The organism is Novosphingobium sp. 11B, from assembly GCF_054589055.1.
In genome coordinates, this window is record NZ_BAAILP010000126.1 from 13,243 (window position 1) to 37,733 (window position 24,491).

Consider the following 24,491-nt stretch of genomic DNA (forward strand, 5'->3'; position numbering starts at 1 on the left):
GCGGGCTGGAAAGTCGGTCGCCTCGACGCCCGCTTGAGCGAACGCTACGGCGTCGATCGCTTCATAGGGCCGGTGTTCGCGCGCGATGTCGTCCATGTCGAGGATGGCCGAACGAGCGTGTTTCGTCTGATCCCGGATGGAAGCGGCGCGTTCGAGGCAGAACTGGTGGCCTTCGCCAGCGCCGACCAGCCACCGCACGTCGCGGCGTGGACGCGCGCGGGCGCGGCGGAACTCGTCGGTGCCATTCACATCGGCATCGAACTCGCGGGCAGTCCCGTAACTGGGATCGGGGCGTTGCCCACCACGGCGTCGATCGCCGCCTTCGGCAACAACGCGGGGCAGATCGTCGGGCCGCTCACGACGCTGATGCCCGGTCCGATGCTCGACGATGTTACCGTGACCAGTTCGGTGGACGGCAGCGAGGTCAGGACCGCCGAAGCCTCGGCGCTGCCCGGAGGTCCGATGGCTGCCATGGCTTTTGCCCTCGAGCAGTTGCACGCATTCGGCATGCCGCTTCGCAAGGGGCAGTTCGTATCGACAGGGGCCGTGACCGGCGTGCACGAGGTCGCGGCAGGGCAATGCTGGGAAGCGACGTTCCATGGGCACGGACGTCTCGTTTGCCGGGTCCATGCGCAAGATCGTTCCGATATGGACGTCTAGAACGCGATCACTGTGCCTTGCATGGATAATCCGACCTGACGTCATCGCGTTCTGGTCGCTTGCGGCAATATCCGGGCAACGGCGCTGCCGTTCAGACCGCTCGGCATCACATGGTTTTGCGGTGTCAATGCCGCGATCGTAGCGCCCCTGTCACATCGAGCCGATAGGCGGCGCGAATGCCTGTCTTCTCTCCCTCCCGGATGCAGTGGATCGCGCGGGAGATCATCCCGCACGAACCGGACTTGCGCCGCTGGCTCGCCACGCGTCTGCCGCCTTCGGATGTCGATGACGTGGTCCAGGAATCTTATGCAATTCTCGCCGGTATGCAGGCCGTCGATCATATCGCGGCGCCGCGCAACTATCTGTTCACCGTAGCGAAATCGGTGATGCTCAAGAGCTTGCGCAAGGGCCGTGTCGTCGAGATGGATCGGTTCGCGGAAGCCGAAAGCCTTCAGGTTCCTTGCGATCGCCCTGGCCCCGAGGTGGTGGTGGCCGATCGTCAGGAACTGAAGCGGCTCGGCGCCATGATCGAGCAACTGCCGCTCAAGTGCCGGCAGGCCTTCGTGCTGCGAAAGTTGCATGGTCTGTCGCAGCGGCAGGTTGCTGCGGAGATGGGCATTTCCGAAAATACCGTGGAAAAACATATGGCAAAGGCGATCATATTGCTCTCCGGAGCGATTGGACGTGGCGGAAACCGGCGATTGGCGACATCATTGGGAGATGATCGAATCGCGGACCCGGCATGGGGAGAGGTCGTTGGTGGCTCCTCCTCCGAACGCCATTGATGAAATTGCTGCGGCTTGGGTGGCCAGGATCGACCGGGCTCCGCTGAGCCCGGATGATCAACATGCTCTCGATACATGGATGGCGGCAAGCCCCCGCCACGCCGGGGCACTGGCGCGTGCGAGCGCGATGAATCTCTATCTGGACAAGGCCGCCGCGCTGGGACCTGCGTTCGATCCCGACCGGGGCCGGACATGGCGGATGCCGTCGTTCGGCATGGATCGACGGCAGATGCTGATCGGCGGCAGCACGATGGCGCTGGCCGTGGTGGGTACGGGTCTTTCCTATGCCGTGCTCACGCAGAAAAGCCGGGTGTCCACCGGCAAGGGCGTGATCCAGCGGCACCCGCTCGCCGACGGATCCTCGATGACCCTCAACACCGCGACAGAGGTGGCCGTGGCTTTCGACAGCGCCGTGCGCAAGGTCGAACTGCTGGACGGCGAAGCGCGCTTCGACGTCATCAAGGATGCCGCTCGTCCTTTCCTGGTGCTGGCGGGCGATGTCACCGTCCGGGCGATCGGCACCAGCTTTTCCGTCTGGCGCAATTCCGGATCGGGTACTCGCGTGGTGGTGTCCGAAGGGATCGTCGAGGTCGTTAGCGCCGGCAAGATGCTTGCGAACCGCCTGACGGCCGGGCGGATGCTCCATCTGGATGATGGCGGCGCGATCGTCGAAAAGGCGCTTTCGCCTTATGCGCTGGAACAGGTTTCGGCATGGACCTCGGGCATGGTCGACATGAACGGCCTCTCCCTGCGCGAGGCGGCGCAGGAGTTCGGCCGCTATTCCGAAACCCGGATAGAGTTGCAGGATGCCGCCGTGGCGAACTTGCGCGTTTCAGGGGTCTATTCGATCAACAATCCGGTCGGCTTCGCCCGCGACGCCGCGCTCAGCCTGGGGCTGGAAGCGGTGTCCGGCGATGGTTCGGTGCTGATCCGGCGGAAGTGAACCGGGGCCGTTGATGATTTTCTCCGGGGTGGATGGCGGGAAGCGATTTCCCTGAACTCTTCTTCACGTGGGCAGCAGATCGCTGCGCGTGAAGGGGACAGTTCATGACATCGAAGTCCTGGTTGGCGGCGGGGATCGGTATCGCCGCGCTGACCATCGCCATGCCTGCGCTTGCGCAAGTAAGAAACTTCAACATCCCGGCACAGGACCTGGGCACGGCTCTGTCGCGCTTGGCCCATCAGGCCGATATCCAGATCGTCGCGCCGGACGCGGTGACCCGCCGCTTCCGCAGCCATGCGGTGCAGGGGCAGATGGGAACCCGCGCGGCGATCGCCCGCATGATCGAGGGCAGCGGCCTGGTGGTGGCCTCGGACAGCGGCAGCGTCGTCGTGCTCGCGGCGGGAAACGGCGGAGAGGCGGCTTCCGGCCCGAAGGCTGAGAGCGTCGAGCCCGAAGCCGCGGAAATCGTCGTTACCGGCGCGCACCCCATCGCCGAATCCGAGGCTGCGGCGCTAGCCCGCCAGCGCGCATCGGATTCGCTGGTCAGCGTCGTGGCATCGGACTCGGTCGGCCGCATGCCGGACCAGAACATGGCGCAGGCACTCGGCCGCATTCCCGGCGTCGCCATCCAGCGCGATCAGGGCCGCGCCCGCTATCTCAACTTGCGCGGTGCACCGAAGAACTGGACGACGGTGTCGTTCGACGGGATCAACGTGATCAGCCCCGGTGGACGCCAGACGCTGTTCGACACCATTCCTGCGGCGATCGCCTCGCAGGTGGTCGTGCGCAAGGCCGTCACCCCGGATATGACCGGCGAAACCGTCGCGGGCAATATCGACATCGTGACCCGCTCGGGCTTCGATTTCCCCGGCCTGCACGTCGCAGGCAAGCTGGGCGGCGGCGTCCAGCGGATCGGCAGCAAGGGTGAGGTGGACACGTCACTCACGGTGTCGGATCGCTTTCAGACCGGCGTGGGCGAGATCGCGGTAGTGCTGTCCGGCACGTACTATCACCGCAGTTTCCTAGTCGACAACTTCGAGAATACCTGGGCGCAGGTGGCCCGCGATACCCGCCCGGGTTCGCAGGACCGGTATTGGGCGGCGACCAGCACGAACAAGTTCTATCGCTTCACCAATACCAACTGGTCCGGCAGCGGCCGGGTCGACTGGCGCATCAACGATCGTCACCGGCTGTTCGCCTCCGCCGTCTACACCGCGCTGACGGAGAACGAGGCGCGCGACCGCTTCGTCTTCAACATGGCCGAACAGCAAAGCCGCCTGCCGACCGGGACTACGGCCTGCGCCGTTATCGCCCCGCCTGCTGCGGGCACCACCGGCTATGCCGACATCTGCACTGGCAATACGCCGCAGGCCGGAACTGTCTACGGCGTCCCGCTGACCATTGGCATTTCGTACAAGGATTTCCTGCAGAGCGTCAGCACCAACACCCTGGGCGGCGACCACGAGATCGGCGACTGGAACGTGCAGTGGCGGGCCAACTATACCCGTGCGCTCGACGATCGCAGCATTCCGAACACGATGACGTATGCGACGCCCGCCTTCGGCACCAACGGCGCGGGCGCGGGCAGCCGCGTGACCGTGGGCTACGATTATTCCAACCCCTTGCTGTCGCGCCTGTCGCTGTACACCACCCAGCGCTCGACGAGCGGTGTCCTGTCGCAGGGCGGGGCGGTGTCCGACGTCAGCGCCTATCCGCTCACGCTGACGGGCCTGTCGGGCCTGAAGGCGAAGGACGTGACCGACGCTTACACCGGAAAGCTCGTCCTCTCGCGCAATCTGTCGCTGCTAGGCCACGAGAGCGTGCTGACGTTCGGCGGGCAATACGATCGCCGTACCAAGATCGCCCGCGAACGTAGCCTCAAGCTGTCCACGGCGCAGGCGGCCGCAGCCGGGATAACCACCGATTACGCCTCGGAGCTGACCGACAGCATGCATGACGGTGGCCTGTCGGTCGGCTATCAGGCGCGGTATTTCGACCTCGACACCCTGCTTGCGAATCTGGCGAAAGCGGAAGCGGCGGGCGATTATGCGCCGAATACCGCCAACTATTACCGGGTCAGCGAAGAGGTTCTCGCGGGCTTCGCCATGCTCAAGACGACGTTCGACTGGGGCAATGTGGTCGCGGGTGCGCGGGTGGAGAAGGTCAGCAACGAGGGCCGCGCATTCGTGACGCTGGCGGGAGTGTCCACCCCTATCCTCGCGGGTAACGACCGAACGCTGGTATTCCCCAGCCTGCACGCCAACGTGAACCTGGATTCCAGCAAGGTGCTGCGCCTTTCGCTCAACACCGGCGCGGCGCGTCCCGATTACTCGATCCTGCGTCCGAACTTCACCTATAGCGACACCGGCCAGACGGTTTCGGGCGGAAACCCGCAGGCCCGCCCGGAGCGCGCGAAGGGGGTGGACCTGTACTTCGAATGGTACACCAGGCCGCAAGGTTTCATCAGCCTCGGCGGTTTTTACAAGAAGCTCGACGGCGTCCTGTTCTCCGCGACCGGCATCTTCAACAGCACCGCGCTCAACAGCGGCGGCGTCGATCGTTCGGGCTACGTCTATTCGACGACACTCAACGGCGGCAGCGGCGAACTCTACGGCATCGAAGGCGTGTTCCAGCAGCAGCTGGAGCCTTACACGCAGGCGCTGGGACTGCCCGACTGGATGGGCGGCTTCGGCGTGCAGGCCAATGTCACCGTCAATCGCGGCAAGGCGAATACGCCCGACGGTCGCTCGGTGCAGTTCCCGGGCGCCTCCAAGCTGATCTACAACGTGGGCGGCTACTACGAGATGTCGGGTGTCTCGCTCCGCCTGAACTACCAGTACCGCTCGCCATGGGTCGATGCGATCGCCAGCGCCGCCGAAGGGGGAGACCTCTATTTCGCCGCGGACCGGCAACTCGACTTTTCGAGCCGTTACGCGATCAACGACCGCCTCGAAGTGTACTTCGATGTCGCCAACATCCTGAACGCCCCGCTGAGGCGTTACGCCGGCGATGCATCGCGGCCGGTCGAATTCGCCCGGTACGGCCAGCGTTACGAAGGCGGCTTCCGCTTCAACTTCTGACCGGGGGTGAACGCAACCCGCCGGACGCTTTTCAAGATATCACATTATCTCAGGAGACTACCCATGACGATGCATTGGTTCCATGCCGCCCTTCCGATGGCGGCCGTGCTGGCAACGGCGGCATCCGCGCAGGAGACGCGCAACCCCGAGGTCTCCGGTCCTTTCGTGACTTCGCCTGTCATGCTCAACACCAGTTCGGCCTCGGTCACCGTATCGTGGCTGGAAAAGGGCGCCGACGTGACCGTGCGGCAGGGTGCGGAGGTGCAGTCCAGCTTCCCCGTCGAGGTGCGCAAGACCACGTTCACGCACCTCAAGCCGGGCACCGTCTATACTTATGACGCCGGGCCGGCCGGCAAGGGCAAGTTCAAGACACCGCCGCTAGTCGGCCAGCCGTTTGAATTCCTGATGTATGCGGAATCGCGCAACGGCAACGTGTCCAATACGATCGAGCAGCAGGACAAGACCAATGGCGACGACATCCATTCGCAAATGATCGCGACGATGTCGAAGGAGGATCCCGATTTCGTGATGCATCTGGGCGATGCCATCCAGACCGGCCCGGACCAGCAGGAGTGGTTCGACTTCTTCCGCATCACCGCGCCGCTCATGCGCAAGACCAACGTTGCACTCGTCTACGGTAACCACGAGGCGAATGCCCCGCTGGTCCACGACATGTTCAACCAGCCCAAGACCTACTATTCTTTCAACTGGGGCACATCGCATTTCATCGTGCTCGACAGCGAGTACGACCGGGTGCGGCTGGCCCAGGCGGGCAAATCGACGGAGAGCGAGCAGGAGAAGCTCTGGCAGGAGGAACTGACCTGGTTCAAGGAAGATCTGGAGGCCAACAAGGGCGCCGACAACATCTTCGTCGCGTTCCATCTGCCGGTCCATACGGCTACTGCGTACAAGCGCCGCGACCGCAGTTTCCGCATCCAGCGTGAATGGGTGCCGCTGATCGAGAAGTACAACGCGATCGTGCTCAACGGTCACGAGCACAACTACCAGCGGGCTCAGGCCAACGGCATTCACTATTTCGTGACCGGCAGCGCAGGGGCGTCGCTGGAGAAGGTGGACTGGCCCGAGCCGGGCATCACCAAGAAGGCGCTTGCGGCTTTCGCCTACACCAAGTTCCGCGTCGACGGGAAGCACGTGACGATGGAAGCGTTCGATGTGCATGGCAAGAAGATCGACGAGGAAAACGTCCGTTAAGGCGGTTCGTCGGCCATTCTTGTCGCGATGGCGGTCGAGGCGAGACTGCCTGCCGTCACGAACGAACCCCGGGGCTGCGTCAAGCCGCCCCGGGGCCGTACAGGCGAAGCGAGGGCATCGGCCCGTCAGAAGACCATCGAGAATACCGCATAGAGGCCGCCCGCCAGCAGGATCGAGCAAGGCAGCGTCAGCACCCACGCCATCAGCAGGTTGCGCACGGTGCTCATTTGCAGGCCCGACCGGTTGGCGGCCATGGTTCCTGCCACGCCCGAGGACAGCACATGCGTGGTCGATACCGGCAGGCCGAGATGGTCGGCCGCGAAGATCGTACCCATCGCCACCAGTTCGGCCGAAGCCCCCTGCGCATAAGTGAGGTGCGACTTGCCGATCTTCTCGCCCACCGTCACGACGATACGCTTCCAGCCGACCATGGTGCCAAGCCCCAGCGCGAAGGCCACTGCCACCTTGACCCAGGTGGGGATGAAGCGGGTGCCCGCATCGAGCGACTTCTTGAAGCCGTTCACCGCCTCGATCCGCGTGTCGTCGAGGTTTGCGGTGTCATCCTTGGCAAGCCGCTTGATGGCTTCGGACGCGAGATACATGTCGTTGCGCACGTTCTCGGTCGCGGCGGCGGGGACCTTGGCGAGCGAGCCGTATTCGTCGACCTGGCGATCGATGTCCTTCACCAGCGAAGCGATCGCGGGCGTGGTCTCGGGCTTGTAGGTCTTGTCGGCGATATAGGAGGTGACGGCACGGCGCGCTTCGGCGGGGCGCATGGTCGGCGTCGTGCCGCCGCCGAGCGCGGCATAGGCCCTGTCGGCGCCGACGTGGAATTCCTGCGTGTAGCTTTCCGGCACGGCGCGGTTCAGCGCATAGGCGGTGGGCACGGTGCCGATCAGGATCAGCATGATCAGGCCCATGCCCTTCTGTCCGTCGTTCGAGCCGTGGGCGAAGCTGACGCCGGTGCAGGTGAAGATCAGCAGCACGCGGATCCACAGCGGCGGCGGGGTATCGCCCTTGGGTTCCTGGTAGAGCGCCTCGTTGCGGACCAGCACCTTCATCGCCAGGAACAGCAGCGCGGCCAGCCCGAAGCCGACCAGCGGCGAGACCAGCAGCGCCTGGCCGATCTCGGTCGCCTTGCTCCAGTCCACGCCCGCGGTGCCGCTCTTGCCGTGCAACATCGCGTTGGCGACGCCGACGCCGATGATCGAGCCGATCAGCGTGTGCGAACTGGAAGAGGGAATGCCCAGCCACCAGGTGGCGAGGTTCCATAGGATCGCCGCGATCAGCAGCGCGAAGACCATCGCGAAGCCCGCGCTGGAGCCGACTTGCAGGATCAGCTCGACCGGCAGCAGCGAGACGATCCCGAAAGCCACCGCGCCGGTGGACAGCAGGACGCCGAGGAAATTGAAGAACCCGGACCACACCACCGCGACATTGGCGGGCATGGCATTGGTGTAGATCACCGTGGCGACTGCATTGGCGGTATCGTGAAACCCGTTCACGAACTCGAAGCCCAGCGCGATGAGCAGCGCCAAGAAGAGCAGCAGGAACGGCAGCAGCGCGATGGCGGCCATGCCCGAGGCGCTGGCGTCGGCATAGACGCTGTAGGCGACATAGACGATCGCCGCCAGGATCGCCGCGCCAAAGCCCAGTTGTCCGGCGATTCCCAGGCCCTTTTCCATATCGGGGCGGGCATGGGTGTGGGCCGTTACAGTCGCGTTCACGTCAAGCTATCTCCTGGCAGGATAGCTATTTGGTTAAGACCCCCGCATGACAGCGGTGTTGCAGTGGCGCGGGCGTCGCTGGTCCGGCATCAGATAAAATCCAAGGTCTGATACCGGACCCGAAGATCAGTCGGTGGGCTTGGCCAGTCGCTCGCGCGTGATCTTTTCGAACGTCGCCAGATCGCACAGGGCCTTGCGTGAGCCGCAGCCCGGGATTTGCAGGTAGCTGCGGCTGGGCGGCGCGGCCCGGGTCAGCGGGCTCAGCGCACGCAACTGGTCCATCGACTGCGCCTGCTGGAACGCGCGGACGAAGCGCCGGCCGGCCCGGTCGCGCACAAGCTCGAAACCGATGGCGCCGCCGGGCGCGATGTCGTCGCGCGGGTAGTCGGCCATGGTCCAGTGCATGTCGTAGAACCCGCCGAGTGCTGCGATGTTGGTGTCGTGCCCGAACAGCAGCGTCAGGCGCCCGCCCGTGCCCGACAGGGCATCGACGATACGCGTGACGATCGGGGCGGCAAGGCGCTGGGCGACATAGGCGGGGCGGGTCTCGTACTGGAACTTGACCGGGTGGAAGCGCAGGATGGCGCGGATGTCCGCCTTGCTCGCGCGGCCCCAGCCGACCTGCTCCATCGGCATGCCTTCCAGGTACTGGAGCAGGATCGTCTGTCCGGCCGTCGAACCGAAGGAGAGGCCGCCCTTGAGGTCGGGCTTGTCCCCCGGCGTCGCCTTGAGCGTGGAGGCGGTATCGACCGGCACGCCGACGATGCGCTGCAGGGTAGCGAAGTCACCCTTGCGTGCGGCGATGACGCCTTCCAGTCCGCCGGACGGGAACTGCGCCTGCGACGCCGCCAGCGCGCGATCACCGTCGAGCGCGGTCGCCGCGGAGTCGGGGTGGAACTGGTCCTCCTCGTCTTCGTTCGCCGGGTGATCCAGAGTGACTTTGCAGCCGGCTTGCAGCGTCTCGACGAAGGCGAGGCCGGTCTTGATCGCGCGTGAACTGCCGCTGGCCCAGGCGCTGATCGCGCCGCCATCGGCGCATCCGGTTGCCGGAAGCAGCCCCTGCCGCGTCAGCAGATCGCGGTCGTAGGCGGCTAGGCGGCGGATGCCCTCGGCGCCGTGGGGCGTCAGGTCTCCGGCTTCGGTGGACCAGCTGGGCCAGGCATCCCTGGTCGTGCCTGCGGGCGTGGCCGGAAACTTGGTCGAGGGGCGCACGCCGTGGCGCATCAGCATGACGACGCGCTCCACCGTCATCTGCGGCTGCTCCGGCGCCGAGCGGGCAGGGCCGGAAAGTGCCAGCCCGGCGGCGGCAAGCATGGCGCCGATAGGGCGCAAGTGCGGCGTGTAGTTCGTCATGTGAAAGTTCCCTTGAGTGGCCGGGCTGCGGGTATGCGGGCTTTGTGACGGTTCGGAGACGGTCCTCGGTCATCGAGGTATCGGTGCCGTCTTTGATCGGCCCGGGATCGGCATAACAGGGGCTTCAATAGTCGATTCTTAAATTTCCCTAATGTTCGCGACTGTCACAGAAGCGCAAATCGGTCTGCCTAGTGCCCCGTCTCGACGATCCACGGTGATGGTGCGCCGCGACGAATTCGCGGTGTGCAAAGAAGTACATGGGGCAAAAATACGGCTGATCCCGCAGGTGCGGGCGAAGCCTTCATGAACGCGTGATTTTATTCAAATTCACAATTCATCGAATTGTGAAAAAGGGGGCTATTTGTCGTGTCCATTTTTCTGAACAATTCAAAGTGTCGTCTTCATCTGCGTGTCGCGATGGCGGCGGTCGTCGTGTCGGGTCTGTCGCTGACCTCTGCGGCCGCGCAGGCGCAGGCCGAGACTGCCGCGCGCGCGGAGGGACGCGTGACGGGCGTGGTGGTGAACGCATCGGGAGACTTCCTGCGCGGCGCCGAAGTGCGCATCGAAGGTTCGGATATCGTGGGCGTCACCGACAGCGACGGCCGTTTCACCCTGCAGCGCGTGCCGGCAGGCACCCAGCAGCTGAGCATCACCTACATCGGCTACGAGGCCGGTCACCAGTCGGTCGAGGCCGGTGTAGCCGACCTCCGCGTGGCGCTCAGGCCCCGCGCGGTGGATGCTGCGAACGACATCGTCGTGAGCGGCAGCCGCCCGATCGCCGAGTCCGAGGAAGCAGCGCTCCAGCTCAAACGTTCGTCCACTTCGCTGGTCGACGTCATCGCCGCCGACAGCGTCGGCCGCTTCCCCGACCAGAACATCGCCGCCGCCGTCAGCCGCCTGCCGGGCGTCAGCGTCGGACGCGACCAGGGCCAGGAGCGCTACATCAGCCTGCGCGGTTCTCCGGCCAGCTGGACCACGATGGCCTTCGACGGCGTCAACGTCATCAGCCCTGCCGGGCGCGAGACGCGCTTCGACACGATCCCGTCCTCGATCGCCAGCCAGACGATCATCCGCAAGGCCGTGACCGCCGACATGCCGGGTGAGACCGTGGCGGGCAACATCAACATCGTGACGCGCAGCCCGTTCGACTATCCCGGGCTCAAGGGCGCGCTTGACGCGGGTTACGGCTACAACGACCTGGGGCAGGGCAAGCAGTACAACGTCAGCGGCTTCCTGTCCGATCGCTTTGCCAACGACACCATCGGCGTGCTGATCGGCGCCTCGCGCTACGAACGCGACATGGTGACCGACAACTTCGAGAATTCCTGGGAAATCTCGCCCGAGGATCAGGAAGAGGGCGGCGAGGAGCGGATCTGGAATTCGAAGACGCAGAACAAGCTCTATCGCCTGACGCGCAGCAACACGTCGTTCTCGGGCCGTCTGGAATGGCGTCCGGACAGCGACAACAAGGTGTTCTTCTCGACCATCTACAGCCAGTTCCGCGATGACGAACTGCGCAACGCATGGGTCTTCGACCTCGATCAGGATGCCAAGAAGACCGGCAGCAGCACGGTCGGCAAGACCACCGGCTATGCCGACATCCGCACCGGCAACACGCCGATGCAGGGCACCCTCTACGGGGCCGAGATCGAGAGCACGCTGAACTCCAACTCCTCGCGCCAGAGCATCTTCACCAACACGCTCGCGGGCGAGCATGAGATGGACACGTGGAAGGTCAAGTGGCGCCTCAACTACACCCGCGCCGACGACCGCAGCAAGCCGCCGTTCGGCTCTTCGTGGAGCAGCCCCACCGACTTCACCAAGCGCCCGACGCTGGTGTACGACTTCACCGATCCGAACCTGTCGAAGGTCCAGCTGTACAATACGGTGCTCAATTCGGACGGCACTTACAGCGCCGGAGCATCGCGCCCCTACATCTCGCCGACGGAGCTGAACTTCCTGTCGATGACGCGCAATCGCCAACTCGATCGCACCAACGCCTATACGGCAAAGCTGGATATCGAGCACAACCTCGATCTGTTCGGCGCCGATACCGTGTTCCAGTTCGGCGGCGAATACGACAAGCGCATCAAGACCTCCACCCGCACCGTCGTCGAAGTGACCGCCGCGACGCTCGCCGCTGCCGGGCTGACCAGCCCGAAGCAGGCCGACATCAGCATCGACACGCCCTATAAGGGCAACCTGCCGATGGGCTACGGCTGGAAGTACTTCTCCAGCGACCTCGGCGAAGCGCTGTTCGACAAATATGTCGCCGCCGGGGCCTCGCAGATCCAGAAGAACACCAGCGAACAGAACAACTACCGCGTCTCCGAAGAAGTCATCGCCGGTTACGCCATGGGCACGACCTACTTCGACTGGGGCAACATCGTCTACGGCGCCCGCCTCGAGCATATCCGGAACACCGGCTCGGCGCTGTCGTCGATCGGCGGCGCCTGGACCCCGACGCGCGTGTCCAACAGCTTCACCTCGGTCTATCCCAGCATCCACATCAACTGGGACATCAACCGCGACATGAAGCTGCGCCTTTCGGGCAACACCGGCGCGGCCCGCCCGAACTATGACGAGATGCGCCCCAACTTCTCGTACAGCGACGTCGACCAGGTCGTCTCGGGCGGCAACCCCAAGGCCAAGCCCGAGCGCGCCAAGGGCGTGGACCTGTACTTCGAATGGTACATGCCCTCGCGCGGGTTCTTCTCGGTGGGCGCCTACTACAAGGACCTTCAGGACATCCTCTACGACGTCGAACTGCCGACGTTCGGATCGGACGTGCTGAACACGGCGGGCGTCGATCGCTCTGCCTATCGGTACTCGACCGTCGCGAACGGCGGCGGCGGCCACATCAAGGGGCTCGAGTTCGCCTTCTCGCAGCCGTTCGAGGGCCTTGCCCGCGCGGCCGGGCTGCCCGACTGGGCGCAAGGCTTCGGCGTTCAGGCCAACCTGACGCTCAACGACTCCAAGGCCACTACGCCGGATGGCCGCACCACCGACCTGCCGGGCGCCTCGCCGGTGATCTACAACATCTCGGGCTATTACGAGCGCTACGGCTTCTCCGCCCGGGTCAGCTACCAGTGGCAGAAGGCCTACCTGGACTCGCTGGGCAGCGGCGACATCATCGGCGATGCCTACTGGGCCAACGTCGCGCGGCTCGACGCCTCGGTGCGCTACTCGATCAACGAGAACGTCCAGCTCTATCTCGACGCCAACAACCTTACCAACGAGGCAGGCATCCGCTACCAGGGCGTCTATTCGCGCCCGATCGAACATGAACTGTTCGGCCGCCGCTACCTCGCGGGTGTGCGCGTCAACTTCTGAGCGTGACACGGGGAGGCGTCGGCAGGCGTCTCCCCGCCGCAGAGCGGACCAGCATGAGCAAGACCAAGACCATCCTTGTCGTCGAGGACGACCCGGCCACGGCCGACTTCCTCGCCTCCGGCCTCGAGCAGGAAGGCTACCGCGTCGATCGCGCGGCCGACGGCCCGTGCGGGCTGGAACGGGCGCAGGCGGGCGAGTTGGACGCGATCGTGCTCGACCGGATGCTTCCCGGGATTGATGGCCTGACCCTGCTGGAGACGCTGCGCGCGCAGGGCTGCGATACGCCGGTCATCATCCTCTCCGCCATCGGCTCCACGGACGAGCGGGTGCGCGGCCTGCGTGCCGGTTCGGACGACTATCTGGTCAAGCCTTTCGCCATGCCCGAACTGCTCGCCCGCCTGGAAGTGGTCCACCGCCGCCGCGCGGGCTCGCCCGCAGTAACGACCCGGCTGATTTGCGAGGACCTGACGCTGGACCTGCTCACCTCCCGCGCCGAGCGCGCCGGGCAGGTGCTCCTGTTGCAGCCGCGCGCGATCCAACTGCTCGAATTCCTGATGCGTAACCAGGGGCAGGTCGTCACCCGCTCGATGATCTTCCAGAAAGTGTGGAACTACGACTTCGATCCCGGCACCAATGTGATCGACGTCTATGTCAGCAACTTGCGCAAGGAAATCGACCGCCCCGGCCTCGTCCCCTTGCTGCGCACCGTGCGCGGCTCCGGCTACCGGCTGGGAGCGGCGCGGTGAACCTCGCCTCGCTCTTCCCCCGGCGCGGACGGCGTGCGCCCTGGCGATCGACTGCGGGCCGTTTCCTGCTGCTGTACATGGCGCTGTGCTTTGCGTGCACGGTCCCGGCGCTGCTCTACGTCTATTTCGAGACCGACCGCATCCTGCTGTCGAACTTCCAGCGCCCGCTGGAGCATGAGCAGGGGCATCTGCTCAGCCACTACAATCGGGGCGGCATTCCCAACCTGAGCAAGGCGGTCGCCGACCGGGCAGGGCCGGAATACAAGGACGACACCGCGATCCTGCTCGTCGATGCGCGGGGGCGCAAGCTGGCGGGCAATATCGTCGCCTGGCCCCGGGGCGTGCGCGCGCCTGCGCAGTGGCAGACCAGCCTGCTGCACCGGCTGGGCCGGGTGCGGGGGGAAGAATTCCTCGTCCTGACCACGCGCTATCCCACCGGCGAGCAGCTCCTGCTGGGGGGGCTGCTGGACAACCGCATCCAGATGCAGCTGGCGCTGCTGCGCGGCCTTGCCGGGGCTCTGGCACTGGCGATCCCGATCGGCCTGCTGGGCAGCATCGTTCTGGTGCGCGAGATGAACCGCATGGTCGAGACGATCTCCCGCGTCGGCGAGCATGTCGGCGCCGGAGACTTGCGCCGCCGCGCGGAAACCGACGGCAGCGGCGATCCGGTGGACCGCCTCAAGGCGTCCCTCAACGCCATGCTCGACCGGATCGAGGCACTGGTGGAGGAACACCGCACCCTGACCGACGCTCTGGCGCACGACTTGCGCTCCCCGCTGACCCGCATCCATATTCAGGTGACCGAGGCGCTGGCGGCATCGCCTGACCCGGCTTCGCACGCGCGGTTCGAGGCCATCGCCCACGAAGTCGGTATCGTGCTGCACATGCTGGAAAGCGCACTGGAGATCAGCCGCGCCGAAGCAGGGGTGGGGCGCGGCACGTTCGAGCGGTTCGACCTGGGCGCGATGCTGGCGGACCTTCGCGAGATATACCAGCCTCTGGCCTGCGCCGGCGGGGTGAAGATCACCGGCACTTGCGCGCCCGGCCTCGATGTCCATGGCAATCGCGCTCTTGTGGCGCGGGCTCTGGCAAACCTCATCGACAACGCGCTCAAGTACGGCGCCGAGGGCGGCGTGATCGTGCTGGAGGCCGAGGCCGTCGGCGCCGAAGTGCATATCTGCGTCGCCGACCGTGCGGGCGGCATCCCGGCCGCGCGGCGGGATGAAGCAATGCGCAAGTTCGGCCGCCTCGACGCCGCCCGCAGCACGCCGGGCACCGGCCTCGGCCTCAGCCTGGCGAGCGCGGTGGCCTCGCTCCACGGCGGGCGGCTCGAACTGGAGGACAACGATCCCGGCCTGCGCGCCCGCCTCGTCCTTTTGCGCCAGTCGGCGCCGTTACCCGATCAGCAAGGAGCTTGATAATGACCGCCTTTCAAAAGACCCGCCGCATTCTGGCAGGAGCCGCCGCGCTTCTGCTTTCCGGCACCGCAAGTCATGCCGTGGCGCAGGAAGCGCGCAATGTGATCCTGTTCATCGGCGATGCGGGCGGCCTGCCCACGCTCAATGCGGGCGGCATTCTCGCCAATGACAAGCCGCAGTCGCTGTTCATTCATTCGATGCCCTATGTAGGCTTGTCCGATACCTCGTCGCTCAACCAGTGGGTGACGGACTCCGGCGCGGGCATGACGGCGATCATGACCGGCCGCAAGACCAACAACGCCATGGTATCGGCCGTGCCTACGGGACAGGCCGGGGCGGTGGCATCGGTCAAGACCTTCCTCGAATATGCCGAGCAGCGCGGGCTTTCCACCGGGGTCATGACCAACATGAAGATCTGGGACGCGACCCCGGCCGCCACTTTTGCCCATGTCGGCGCGCGCAAGGACAAGGACGAGATCTTCCGTCAGATGCTGAAGCCCCGCTTCGGTGACGGCGTCGATATTCTGATCGGCAAGGGCCGGGCAGACGCCGCCGCCTCCTTCGCCAAGCAGCAGACCACGCCTGAGCAGGCCTTCGCCGCAGCCGGCTATCGCTACGGCGAGGACACTGCGATCGTGCGCGACGCAGCGCGCGCGGCGGTGCTGCGCGATGCCGACTTCGCGCCGATCCCGGCCGTGGAGGCGACGATTGCGCAGCTGGCGCGCAATCCCAAAGGTTACTTCCTGATGGTCGAGTGGGACATGCACACCGACGATCCGAAGAAGGGCCTCGGCCACGTCAGGGAGATGGACGAGATGATCCGCCGTATCAGCCAGATTGCCGGCAAGGATACGCTGTTCCTGTTCACCGCCGATCACAGCTTCGGCCTGCGCATGAGCGGCGGCACGCGCGGCGAGCCTCTGGCGGGGCAGTATGACGCCGAAGTCGCCAAACCGGGCGTCACCGATACCACGAACGACGTCATCAGCGTCCATGGCGGCCATACGGGAGAAGAAGTGATCGCCGCGGCCTCGGGCCCCGGCGCGGACAAGGTTCACGGGTTCTTCCCGAACACCCGGCTGTTCGACGTCATGCTTTCGGCGATGGGCTGGAAGCCGGAAAAGTAAAGCGGAGCTGGCGAAGGGGAGGTCGCCGCAGATGCAGGTGACCTCCCGTCCTACGGATGACCTTGTGACCCAGTTGCACTTCCGGCGGTTACAAAGGGTTTTCGGGGACCTTCATGCGTTCACGATGATGCCGCCGTTGGGATGCAGCACCTGCCCGCTGATGTAGCTGGCGTCCTCGCACGCGAGGAACAGAAAGGCGGGTGGGACTTCATTGGGTTGTCCGGTGCGTCCCATCGGGGTTCCCTCGCCGAAGTGCTCGAGCTTTTCAGGGCTGGCGCCGCCGCTGGGGTTCAGCGGCGTCCAGATCGGCCCCGGAGCCACGGCGTTCACGCGGATGCCCTGCTCGATGAGGTTTTCGGACAGCGAGCGGTTGAAGGCGGTGATCGTCCCCTTGGCCGAGTTGTAGTCCAGCAGTTCCTTGCTGCTCCGGACATCGTCATACTGGTGCAATTGACGATGGCGGAGCCCTTCGAAAGGTGCGGGCGCACTGCCTGCGCCAGGAAGAACATGCAGAAGATGTTGGTCTGGAACGTGCGCCGCAGCTGCTCTTGGGAAATGTCGGCTATGTCCTTGTCGGGATGTTGTTCGCCGGTATTGTTTACGAGGATGCGGCAGAGAAGCATGGGCTGGGCGCCGAACAGGCCACCTTGTTTGGCGCCGGCTATCCCGGGCTTGCGGACATCGTCACTGCCGTCCTGTGGTCGACGATGGCCGATCGTTTCCCGTCGATCGCCCGTCTCCTCCCGGAACACGCGCCGCGAGTGGACGCCCTGACGCAGCGCATGCAGGCCGTGCCGAGCCTTGCGCGGCTGGCCAGCGACAGCAGGGAGGTATACGGCGATGCCTATTGCGGCGGCCAAATCGAACGATCGTTGCGCGAAGTCGCCTGCTGACCGCCAGCCTGCCAACGGTCAGCCATTGCGGCCGGGCTTCACGGCAGCGCGTAGGCGATTACCTGATCTCCGATCGGCGTTTCCATGAAGTGATGACCGCCCGGAGCGATAACCAGATACTGCTTGCCATTGACCATGTAGGTCATCGGCGTGGCCTGGCCGCCGGCAGGCAATACGTCCTTCCACAGAACCTTGCCGGATTTCAGGTCGATGGCGCGAATCAGGTTGTCGGTCGCGGCGGCGACGAAGATCACGCCGCCTGCCGTCACCACCGAGCCGCCGTTGTTCGGCGTACCGATCGTCCAGGGCAGCATCGAGGGAATGCCGAAGGGACCATTGGTGCGCGCTTCGCCCAGCGGCTTGTCCCAGATCGTCTTGCCGGTCGCCATGTCGATGGCGCGGATGCCGCCATAGGGGGGCTGCTTGCACAGCATGCCCGTCAGCGGCAGGCGCCAGCCCGCGTTGACGTCGATGGCATAGGGCGTGTGCGCCTGCGGATCGCCAGCGCCTTCGGCCCCGCCGATCTCGCCGCGCGCCTGATCGCGCGGAGCCCAACCCTTGCGGTTGGCCTCGGCACGCGGCACGAGGCGGACGTAGTTGGGCATGTCGTTGTAGTTGGCGACGATCACGCCGCGGCGCGGATCGACCGCCACGCCGCCCCAGTCGGTGCCGCCGTTGTAGCCGGGATACTCGATCGAACGGCGGTCGCTTTCGGGAGGGGTGAAGAAGCCCTTGTAGCTCGCCTTGCGGAACTGGATGCGGCAGATCATCTGGTCGATCGGCGACATGCCCCACATGTCGCGCTCGGTCAGGTCTGGCTTGCGCAGGGTATGCCAAAGCGAGACGCGCTGCGTCGCCGCACGCTGGTCGGGCTCCACACCGCCGCCCGGCGCCTTGATCGAGCCCACCGGCGTCAGCGGCTGCCCGGTGCGGCGGTCGAGCACATAGATGTCACCCTGCTTGGACGGCAGCACCAGTGCGGGCTTGCCCTTGTAATCCACCAGGCTGGCCTGCGCGCCGAAGTCGTAGTCCCACACGTCGTCGCGCACGGCCTGGAATTTCCAGCGCGGCTTGCCGGTGGTCACGTCGAGCGCCACCAGCGAGGTCGCGAAATCGCGCTCCTGCGGGCGGCGCAGGCTGGAATAATAGTCCGCTGCCGCATTGCCCATCGGCAGGTAGACCAGGCCGAGCTGTTCGTCGCCGCTCGCGATCGTCCACATGTTGGGCGTGCCGCGCGCCCAGGTCTGGCCCTGTGGCGGATAGCCCTTCCAGTCCGGGTGCATCATGTCCCATGCCCAGCGCAGCTTGCCGGTTACGGCGTCGTAGCCCCTGATCACGCCCGAGGGCGCCCAGCGATCCTGCCCGTCGAGCACCTGATGGCCGGTTACGACGACGCCGCGCACAATGGTCGGCGGCGAGTTGATCGAGACGTAGCCCGGCGGCGTGTTGCCCATGCCGATCTTGGTATCGACCTCGCCATTGGTGCCGAAGGCGGCGCAGCGCGCGCCGGTACGGGCATCGATGGCGAACAGACGTGCATCGAGCGTGCCGTAGATGATCCGCTGCGCACAGGGCTGGTCGGCCGGTGTGCCGGGCACCACGAAGTAGCTCACGCCGCGGCAGGCAGCGGTGTAGGGGATGGCGTCGTCCGAGACCCTGGGGTCGAACTTCCAGCGCTGCTTGCCCGTTGCCGGATCGAGCGCGATCACCCTGTTCTTGGGCGTGCATACGTAGAGCGTGTCGCCGACCTTGAGGGGGGTGTTCTCGCCGCCGTACGTGCCCGCGATCTTTGCGGAAGAAGGCATGTCGCCGGTATGCGTGAGCCAGACGCGCTTGAGGTTCTTGACGTTATCCGGCGTGATCTGGCCGAGTGGCGAAAAGCGGCGTGCCGCATCGGTACCGCCGTAGGCGGGCCAGTCGTCCCCGACGGAGGCGAGCGAGGGGTCGCTCATCTCGAAGCGCAGGCCGGGCAGGCCTTGCGCGGGGCCGGTATCCGCCATGCTCCCGAAGATCATCGCGGAAACGGCCGTCAGCACCACAGCCGCTGCACTGGTGCCGAGCCCCAGCTTCCAGCGGTCCGGGCGAAAGGAGAGTGTCGGCATCACCAGCAGCGTCGCCACCAGCAGCACCAGCGGCGCGAAGATGCGCGGGACGAGCGCCCAGTTGTTGGCGCCCACTTCGGCAAAGGCCCAGATGACGGTCAGCACGAAGATCGCGCAATAGAGCCAGCCGCCAAGGATGTTGCGGCGGATCAGCAGGCCGCCCGAAGCGAGCATCGCGATACCGGTGAGGACATAATAAGCCGAGCCGCCCAGCAGCGCGAGCCAGATGCCGCCTGCCGCCAGTACAAGGCCGATCAGCGCCATGATGGAGCCCAGGACCAAAGGCGCAAAAGGCCGCGCCCTCGATTGCAGGCTTGCCGGTTCCATCATTCACACTCCAGAAATATTTGGGAACTTCGCTGTCGAGAATGGTCCGGGAACCCGTTTGTTCCTCGACCGGGTGCAGCTTGCAGGCTGCGTGTTTTATGGGCTTATGCGGTTCCCGCCGAACCGCGGGTCCGGAGCCGGGCACTTCAGTCCTTGTGCTCAGGAAGGCCCTTTCGTTTGGTCGCGGCGAAGTGCTCCAGTTGCGCTTCGCTCATCGTTGTTTCCATATCTTTGGAGGCTCCCTTGAGCTTCGATTTGGGGGTATCGCCGCGCTTGGCGGACAGGGCTGCCCCTGCGGCTTTCTGCTGAGCTTTGGAACGGGCAGGCATGCGTGCTCTCCATCATCGATCCATGTGCATGTATGTAAGGAAGGCGCTGCCGGTCGGGTTCCCGTTCGAACCTGCGAGCCGGTCCCGGCGCGATCATCCTCGACAATCGCAATGGGTTGCGCCGGGGATTGCACGGATTGACGAGGACTATCACCTCGTCGCCCGGATCGATCGTGGCCATGAAGGCCATGAAGGATGCCTGGGTCAGGCCGTTGGTGACGATGATCTGATCGGGAGAAACAGTCGTGCCGTTGTGGGGCTGCAGGCGTTCTGCAAGGGCAGAGCGCAGCTCCGGAATCCCTGAAAAATCGCTGTAGTGCACCTCTCTGTCGGCGGTAACGAGTTCTGCTTAACCCTGTCCCGGGTTCGCGGCGGGCCGGAACGAGAAACGCGGCGCTTCATCGGGCGGACCACCGTGTTCGAACAGCAGACGATCCACTAACGGACAGCGGGAGTCGATCCTGGAACGTCCGTTGTGAGGGCGCTGGTGACAACACGGACGTTTCGTAAGATCATGACCTCAATGGATTTGCAAACGATCTTCCGCGCGGTGCTGGCGCTGCTTTACGCGGTAGCTGGAGCGCTCCATCTGGCCGTGCCTGCGCCGTTCGTCGCGATCGTTCCAGGCTGGGTTCCCGCACCTGAAGCGGTTGTCATGTTGACCGGTATTGCGGAAATTGCCGGCGCTGCCGGTATAGGACAAGGATGGGTGCCTCGGCTTCGCGCTGCTGCGGCATGGGGACTTGCAGCCTATGCATTGTGCGTCTGGCCTGCGAACGTCCAGCATATGCTTCTCGATCTTGCAAGGCCCCGGCATGGACTGGGACTTGCCTATCACATACCACGCCTTGCCTTGCAGCCGGTACTCATCTGGTTGCCGTTGTGGGCGGCGAAAGTCACTGCTTGGCCGTTCCGGCCCCGCTGAGCCTTGCCATCCCGTTCCCGTGCACGCGTCAGGCGGGTCGGAACGTCAGCGCAGCCCCGTTCATGCAGTAGCGCAAACCGGTAGGCGGCGGTCCGTCGTCGAAGACGTGGCCCAGATGCCCGTCACAGCGCATGCAGCGCACCTCCTTGCGCACCATGCCCATCGAGCGGTCGGCGACGACCTTCACCGCGCCGGGGAAATGGTTCCAGAAACTGGGCCAGCCCGTACCGCTTTCGAACTTGGTGGTTGAGGAGAACAACGCGAGGTCGCAGCCCCCGCACAGAAAACGGCCCTTGCGATGCTCTTTCAGCAAAGCACTCGAATAGGGACGCTCGGTGCTTCCCTGGCGCAGTACCGCATAGGCCGGAGGGGATAGCCGCTTTCGCCATTCCGCGTCCGACAGCCTTAGGGGGGCATCCGGAGCGGCGACCGCTCGCCCGCCGATCAGGGCAGCGGTGCCTGCAGCGACCACCGACAAGGAGAAGCCGCGGCGGCTCATCGGGAAAACGTGCGGAATCATGGCTTTTGCATATCCTGTGGGTTGAGAGTGTGCCGATGTCGTGGTCAAAGCATCAGACCGGTATCGTATCAACGCTCCTGTGACGGACTGGCGCCTCGCCCGGAGACGAGGACGGGACTGCTTCGATAGAGCGCAGGAAACGTTGCCTTTAGTGCAGCGACCTTGGGCAGGTCGTTTCGGCGGATATAGGCCGAATCCGGATGCAAGGTCAGGTAGTCCTGATGATAGCCCTCGGCAGGGTAGAAACCCTTGAACGGTTCCACGCTGGTAACGATCGGGCGCTTCCAGGCGCCGGTCTTGCCAAGTTGGGCGAGGTATCGATCGGCCGTCGCGCGCTGGCCGGGCGAAAGGGGAAACAGCGCGCTGCGATACTGGGTGCCGCGATCCGGGCCTTGCGCATTGAGCGTCGTGGGATCCGCGACCACCGAGAAAAACACATGCAGGAGTTGCCCGTAACTGACCTGCCGGGCATCGTAAGTGACCTTCACCGCCTCGGCATGGCCAGTGCCCCCGCGCGATACCACCGCGTAGTGCGCGCTGCCCCGATCGCCGCCTGCATAGCCCGATACCGCGCTGCTCACGCCGCGGACATGCTGGAATACCCCCTGAACGCCCCAAAAACAGCCGCCAGCGAACACGGCAGTTTCGCGCCTGCCTGCCTCGGGCGTCTCGAATGCCGGTGGCGGGATGCGGAACACGGCCTGGGAGGAAGCGGCTTCGACGCTGCTCTCGCGGAGAAGCGCGGCGAAGCCGGCTACCGTCCCGGCAACGGTGACAACGATCATGGCGGTGTTGGCGATACGGTTCATGGGCGGGGCTTTCGGCTTGCGTCGTCTGTAAACAGGATACGACGAAACATGCCGAAAGGATGCAGGCGGTCGTCGAATTCGCCGTCAAAGAGCACTGCGTCGATCATTCATGCATCATTATGGTGCGCGGGAGTTTATGGATCGCAACACCAAACCCGCCCACGTACGAGAGCGGGGCGCGCTTCGGCATCTGCGGCAAGGCGACGACACCACATGATTCTCTTCCTGCTGGCTTATCTGGGGGGTGTGCTGACGATCATCAGTCCGTGCATCCTGCCCGTGCTGCCTTTCGTCTTTGCGCGCGCCGACGGGCCGTTCCTGCGCAGCGGGTTGCCGCTGCTACTGGGCATGGCGTTGACCTTCGCCGCCGTCGCGACGCTGGCGGCAGTCGGGGGTGGATGGGCCATCCAGGCGAATGCGTATGGGCGGATCGCGGCACTGGCCGTGCTCGCCGCTTTCGGGCTTCTGCTGCTGTTTCCTTCCCTCGCCGACCGGGTGACGCGGCCGCTGGTGGCATTGGGAGGAAGGCTGTCGCAATCGGCCGACCGCGCGGATCATGGCGCATCGAGCTTTTTCGCGTCGCTCCTGCTGGGTGTCGCCACCGGCCTCCTTTGGGCACCTTGCGCAGGACCGGTGCTCGGCCTCGTGCTTACCGGGGCAGCGCTGCAGGGTGCGAGTGCGCATACGAGCCTGTTGCTGCTGGCCTACGCGGCAGGGGCCGCGACTTCCCTGGCACTGGCCTTGCTGGTGGGCGGAAAGGTCTTCGCGGCGATGAAGCGTTCGATCGGCGTAGGCGAACGCATCCGCAAGGCGCTGGGTGTCGCCGTCCTGGTTGGCGTCGTCGCTATAGCGCTGGGGCTGGACACCGGGCTGCTGACCCGCCTGTCGCTGTCGGGCACGGCGCGTTTCGAGCAGGGCTTGCTGGACCGGTTTCACCAGGACGACGCGATGTCCTCAGCCGCCATGGGCAAGGGCGGGCAACTGGTGGAAGAAGGTCGGTTCCCTTCGCTTGCGGGAGTGACCGAATGGATCGGCTCCCCGCCGCTGACCCCGGAATCACTGCGCGGGAAAGTCGTCCTGGTCGACTTCTGGACCTACAGCTGCATCAACTGCCTGCGCTCGCTGCCTTACGTGCGGGCCTGGGCGGAGAAGTACCGCGACCAGGGGCTGGTGGTGATCGGCGTCCATACACCCGAGTTCGCCTTTGAAAAGGATCCCGCCAACGTCCGCAAGGCGGTAGGTGACCTCGGCATTGCCTATCCTGTCGCGATCGACAACGATCATGGCGTGTGGCGCGCGTTCCGCAATCGCTACTGGCCGGCGCACTACTTCATCGATGGCAAGGGCCGCATCCGCTACCATCATTTCGGCGAGGGCGACTATGCGCAGTCTGAAAGGGTGATCCAGCGGCTGCTCGCGGAGAACGGCAGCGCGGTGGGTAATGCGGGAACGGTCACGGTTTCGGCGACCGGAGCCGGAGCCGCCGCGGGGCAGGGGAAGGCGCGATCGCCTGAAACCTACCTCGGCTACGGCAAGGCGATGCGGTTCGCCTCGCCGGGCGGTCTTGTCCGAGATACCCGCCATGACTACGCGGCTCCCGCTAGCCCGCAGCGCGACGCCTGGGGCCTTGCCGGTGAATGGTCGGTCGGCCGCGAACAGGCTTCGCTCGACGCTGCAGGAGGACGCATCGTCTATCGCTTTCACGCTCGTGACGTGCACCTTGTACTCGGTCCGACGCGAGCGGGCCGGGCGGTACGGTTCCGGGTGACGATCGATGGCCAGGCGCCCGGAGCCGATCACGGCGCCGATGTCGATCCGCGCGGCAACGGGTCGGTCGATGGCCAGCGGCTCTATCAATTGGTCAGGATGCAGGGCGGCACGGCGGAGCGTACTTTCGCAATCGAGTTCCTCGACCCCGGAGTTCAGGCGTTTGCCTTCACGTTTGGCTGAGGTGCACCAGCGGTTGTGTGCACATTGGTGCACGGGCAACAAAACGTCATGGTAAAGCGGCGCAACTAACGGTTGCTCCTCGCAGTTTGCCCTTCCGACAGCGGCTGAGTTGGCCGTCTGATAAGGAGGATTTCCATGAGGGCACTGTACTTTGCGCCTTTGGGCGCGATGGCGCTCGCTCTTGCCGCGCCGGCTTTCGCGCAGGACGGGGATGCGGTGGACTGGAGCGGCCCGTATGTCGGCGGCTCGATC

The 24,491-nt window shown here is 65.1% G+C and carries 18 protein-coding genes and 2 pseudogenes; 12 read left to right on the forward strand and 8 right to left on the reverse strand.

The window, feature by feature from the left end:
* The 5 genes from ACYPYD_RS11780 to ACYPYD_RS11800 form a co-directional block, all read left to right on the forward strand.
* A partial coding sequence (locus ACYPYD_RS11780) for a 2-keto-4-pentenoate hydratase (RefSeq protein WP_459663306.1) occupies window positions 1-660 on the forward strand: 660 nt, incomplete at its 5' end.
* Between the two features lie 176 nt (window positions 661-836).
* Entirely contained in the window at window positions 837-1,445 is a 609-nt protein-coding gene (locus tag ACYPYD_RS11785) for an RNA polymerase sigma factor (RefSeq protein ID WP_008829769.1), read from the forward strand.
* Window positions 1,381-2,388 carry a FecR family protein gene (locus tag ACYPYD_RS11790; protein ID WP_459663307.1) on the forward strand — a complete coding sequence of 336 codons (1,008 nt, stop codon included), beginning with the start codon at window positions 1,381-1,383 and terminating at the stop codon, window positions 2,386-2,388. The genes ACYPYD_RS11785 and ACYPYD_RS11790 overlap by 65 nt, the downstream gene beginning before the upstream one ends.
* A 104-nt stretch (window positions 2,389-2,492) precedes the next feature.
* Window positions 2,493-5,468, forward strand: coding sequence for a TonB-dependent receptor (locus tag ACYPYD_RS11795; RefSeq protein WP_459663309.1), 2,976 nt, complete (start codon window positions 2,493-2,495; stop codon window positions 5,466-5,468).
* A gap of 63 nt (window positions 5,469-5,531) precedes the next feature.
* Window positions 5,532-6,680 carry a metallophosphoesterase gene (locus tag ACYPYD_RS11800; RefSeq protein WP_036528844.1) on the forward strand — a complete coding sequence of 383 codons (1,149 nt, stop codon included), beginning with the start codon at window positions 5,532-5,534 and terminating at the stop codon, window positions 6,678-6,680.
* 125 nt (window positions 6,681-6,805) lie between these two features.
* Here the strand turns inward: ACYPYD_RS11800 and ACYPYD_RS11805 are convergent, their stop codons facing one another.
* Together ACYPYD_RS11805 and ACYPYD_RS11810 are read right to left on the reverse strand one after the other, a co-directional pair.
* Window positions 6,806-8,365 carry an inorganic phosphate transporter gene (locus tag ACYPYD_RS11805; protein WP_459663313.1) on the reverse strand — a complete coding sequence of 520 codons (1,560 nt, stop codon included), beginning with the start codon at window positions 8,363-8,365 and terminating at the stop codon, window positions 6,806-6,808.
* A gap of 168 nt (window positions 8,366-8,533) precedes the next feature.
* Window positions 8,534-9,760 (reverse strand): histidine-type phosphatase, encoded by a 1,227-nt coding sequence (locus ACYPYD_RS11810; RefSeq protein WP_069709433.1) that lies wholly within the window; start codon window positions 9,758-9,760, stop codon window positions 8,534-8,536.
* A 417-nt stretch (window positions 9,761-10,177) separates the two neighbouring features.
* Here ACYPYD_RS11810 and ACYPYD_RS11815 point away from each other — a divergent pair, with 417 nt between their 5' ends.
* From ACYPYD_RS11815 to ACYPYD_RS11830, 4 genes are read left to right on the forward strand one after another with little or no spacing between them, the layout of a single operon-like run.
* Window positions 10,178-13,093 (forward strand): TonB-dependent receptor, encoded by a 2,916-nt coding sequence (locus ACYPYD_RS11815; protein WP_083274786.1) that lies wholly within the window; start codon window positions 10,178-10,180, stop codon window positions 13,091-13,093.
* Between the two features lie 53 nt (window positions 13,094-13,146).
* On the forward strand, window positions 13,147-13,839 hold the full coding sequence (locus ACYPYD_RS11820) for a response regulator transcription factor (protein ID WP_069709432.1): 693 nt from the start codon (window positions 13,147-13,149) through the stop codon (window positions 13,837-13,839).
* Window positions 13,836-15,257 (forward strand): sensor histidine kinase, encoded by a 1,422-nt coding sequence (locus tag ACYPYD_RS11825; RefSeq protein WP_156799946.1) that lies wholly within the window; start codon window positions 13,836-13,838, stop codon window positions 15,255-15,257. The genes ACYPYD_RS11820 and ACYPYD_RS11825 overlap by 4 nt, the downstream gene beginning before the upstream one ends.
* A 2-nt stretch (window positions 15,258-15,259) precedes the next feature.
* Complete coding sequence (locus ACYPYD_RS11830; protein WP_069709431.1) at window positions 15,260-16,384, forward strand: alkaline phosphatase; 1,125 nt, start codon at window positions 15,260-15,262, stop codon at window positions 16,382-16,384.
* Between the two features lie 111 nt (window positions 16,385-16,495).
* Here the strand turns inward: ACYPYD_RS11830 and ACYPYD_RS11835 are convergent.
* Window positions 16,496-16,992: pseudogene (locus tag ACYPYD_RS11835) on the reverse strand (SDR family oxidoreductase); the annotation flags it as partial.
* Between ACYPYD_RS11835 and ACYPYD_RS11840 the strand changes: the two are divergent.
* Window positions 16,963-17,277, forward strand: coding sequence for a hypothetical protein (locus ACYPYD_RS11840; protein ID WP_420873468.1), 315 nt, complete (start codon window positions 16,963-16,965; stop codon window positions 17,275-17,277). The pseudogene ACYPYD_RS11835 and the gene ACYPYD_RS11840 sit on opposite strands and share 30 nt — an antisense overlap.
* A gap of 38 nt (window positions 17,278-17,315) precedes the next feature.
* On the opposite strand, the gene ACYPYD_RS11845 is transcribed toward ACYPYD_RS11840, so the two are convergent.
* The 3 genes and pseudogenes from ACYPYD_RS11845 to ACYPYD_RS11855 form a co-directional block, all read right to left on the reverse strand.
* Complete coding sequence (locus ACYPYD_RS11845) at window positions 17,316-19,709, reverse strand: membrane-bound PQQ-dependent dehydrogenase, glucose/quinate/shikimate family (protein WP_459663311.1); 2,394 nt, start codon at window positions 19,707-19,709, stop codon at window positions 17,316-17,318.
* Window positions 19,710-19,852: 143 nt separating this feature from the next.
* On the reverse strand, window positions 19,853-20,035 hold the full coding sequence (locus ACYPYD_RS11850; protein ID WP_069709429.1) for a DUF3008 family protein: 183 nt from the start codon (window positions 20,033-20,035) through the stop codon (window positions 19,853-19,855).
* 157 nt (window positions 20,036-20,192) lie between these two features.
* Window positions 20,193-20,357, reverse strand: a pseudogene (locus tag ACYPYD_RS11855) (aminotransferase class I/II-fold pyridoxal phosphate-dependent enzyme); the annotation flags it as partial.
* Between the two features lie 201 nt (window positions 20,358-20,558).
* On the opposite strand from ACYPYD_RS11855, the gene ACYPYD_RS11860 reads away from it, so the two are divergent.
* Complete coding sequence (locus ACYPYD_RS11860) at window positions 20,559-20,960, forward strand: DoxX family protein (RefSeq protein WP_083274782.1); 402 nt, start codon at window positions 20,559-20,561, stop codon at window positions 20,958-20,960.
* Window positions 20,961-20,988: 28 nt separating this feature from the next.
* Here ACYPYD_RS11860 and msrB read toward each other — a convergent pair whose 3' ends face one another.
* Together msrB and msrA are read right to left on the reverse strand one after the other, a co-directional pair.
* Window positions 20,989-21,480 carry a peptide-methionine (R)-S-oxide reductase MsrB gene (gene msrB, locus ACYPYD_RS11865; RefSeq protein WP_083274781.1) on the reverse strand — a complete coding sequence of 164 codons (492 nt, stop codon included), beginning with the start codon at window positions 21,478-21,480 and terminating at the stop codon, window positions 20,989-20,991.
* Window positions 21,481-21,548: 68 nt separating this feature from the next.
* Complete coding sequence (msrA, locus tag ACYPYD_RS11870; protein ID WP_069709427.1) at window positions 21,549-22,289, reverse strand: peptide-methionine (S)-S-oxide reductase MsrA; 741 nt, start codon at window positions 22,287-22,289, stop codon at window positions 21,549-21,551.
* 213 nt (window positions 22,290-22,502) lie between these two features.
* Here msrA and ACYPYD_RS11875 point away from each other — a divergent pair, with 213 nt between their 5' ends.
* A complete protein-coding gene (locus ACYPYD_RS11875) occupies window positions 22,503-24,239 on the forward strand; it encodes a cytochrome c biogenesis protein DipZ (RefSeq protein WP_069709426.1) in 1,737 nt (578 codons plus the stop codon).
* Window positions 24,240-24,491: the final 252 nt, after the last annotated feature.

Coding starts and splice junctions, on each gene's coding strand:
- ACYPYD_RS11785 (WP_008829769.1), top strand. CDS start 837: ATGCCTGTCTTCTCTCCCTCCCGGATGCAGTGGATCGCGCGGGAGATC.
- ACYPYD_RS11790 (WP_459663307.1), top strand. CDS start 1,381: ATGATCGAATCGCGGACCCGGCATGGGGAGAGGTCGTTGGTGGCTCCT.
- ACYPYD_RS11795 (WP_459663309.1), top strand. CDS start 2,493: ATGACATCGAAGTCCTGGTTGGCGGCGGGGATCGGTATCGCCGCGCTG.
- ACYPYD_RS11800 (WP_036528844.1), top strand. CDS start 5,532: ATGACGATGCATTGGTTCCATGCCGCCCTTCCGATGGCGGCCGTGCTG.
- ACYPYD_RS11805 (WP_459663313.1), bottom strand. CDS start 8,365: ATGGAAAAGGGCCTGGGAATCGCCGGACAACTGGGCTTTGGCGCGGCG.
- ACYPYD_RS11810 (WP_069709433.1), bottom strand. CDS start 9,760: ATGACGAACTACACGCCGCACTTGCGCCCTATCGGCGCCATGCTTGCC.
- ACYPYD_RS11815 (WP_083274786.1), top strand. CDS start 10,178: ATGGCGGCGGTCGTCGTGTCGGGTCTGTCGCTGACCTCTGCGGCCGCG.
- ACYPYD_RS11820 (WP_069709432.1), top strand. CDS start 13,147: ATGAGCAAGACCAAGACCATCCTTGTCGTCGAGGACGACCCGGCCACG.
- ACYPYD_RS11830 (WP_069709431.1), top strand. CDS start 15,260: ATGACCGCCTTTCAAAAGACCCGCCGCATTCTGGCAGGAGCCGCCGCG.
- ACYPYD_RS11840 (WP_420873468.1), top strand. CDS start 16,963: ATGTTGTTCGCCGGTATTGTTTACGAGGATGCGGCAGAGAAGCATGGG.
- ACYPYD_RS11845 (WP_459663311.1), bottom strand. CDS start 19,709: ATGATGGAACCGGCAAGCCTGCAATCGAGGGCGCGGCCTTTTGCGCCT.
- ACYPYD_RS11850 (WP_069709429.1), bottom strand. CDS start 20,035: ATGCCTGCCCGTTCCAAAGCTCAGCAGAAAGCCGCAGGGGCAGCCCTG.
- ACYPYD_RS11860 (WP_083274782.1), top strand. CDS start 20,559: ATGGATTTGCAAACGATCTTCCGCGCGGTGCTGGCGCTGCTTTACGCG.
- msrB (WP_083274781.1), bottom strand. CDS start 21,480: ATGATTCCGCACGTTTTCCCGATGAGCCGCCGCGGCTTCTCCTTGTCG.
- msrA (WP_069709427.1), bottom strand. CDS start 22,289: ATGAACCGTATCGCCAACACCGCCATGATCGTTGTCACCGTTGCCGGG.
- ACYPYD_RS11875 (WP_069709426.1), top strand. CDS start 22,503: ATGATTCTCTTCCTGCTGGCTTATCTGGGGGGTGTGCTGACGATCATC.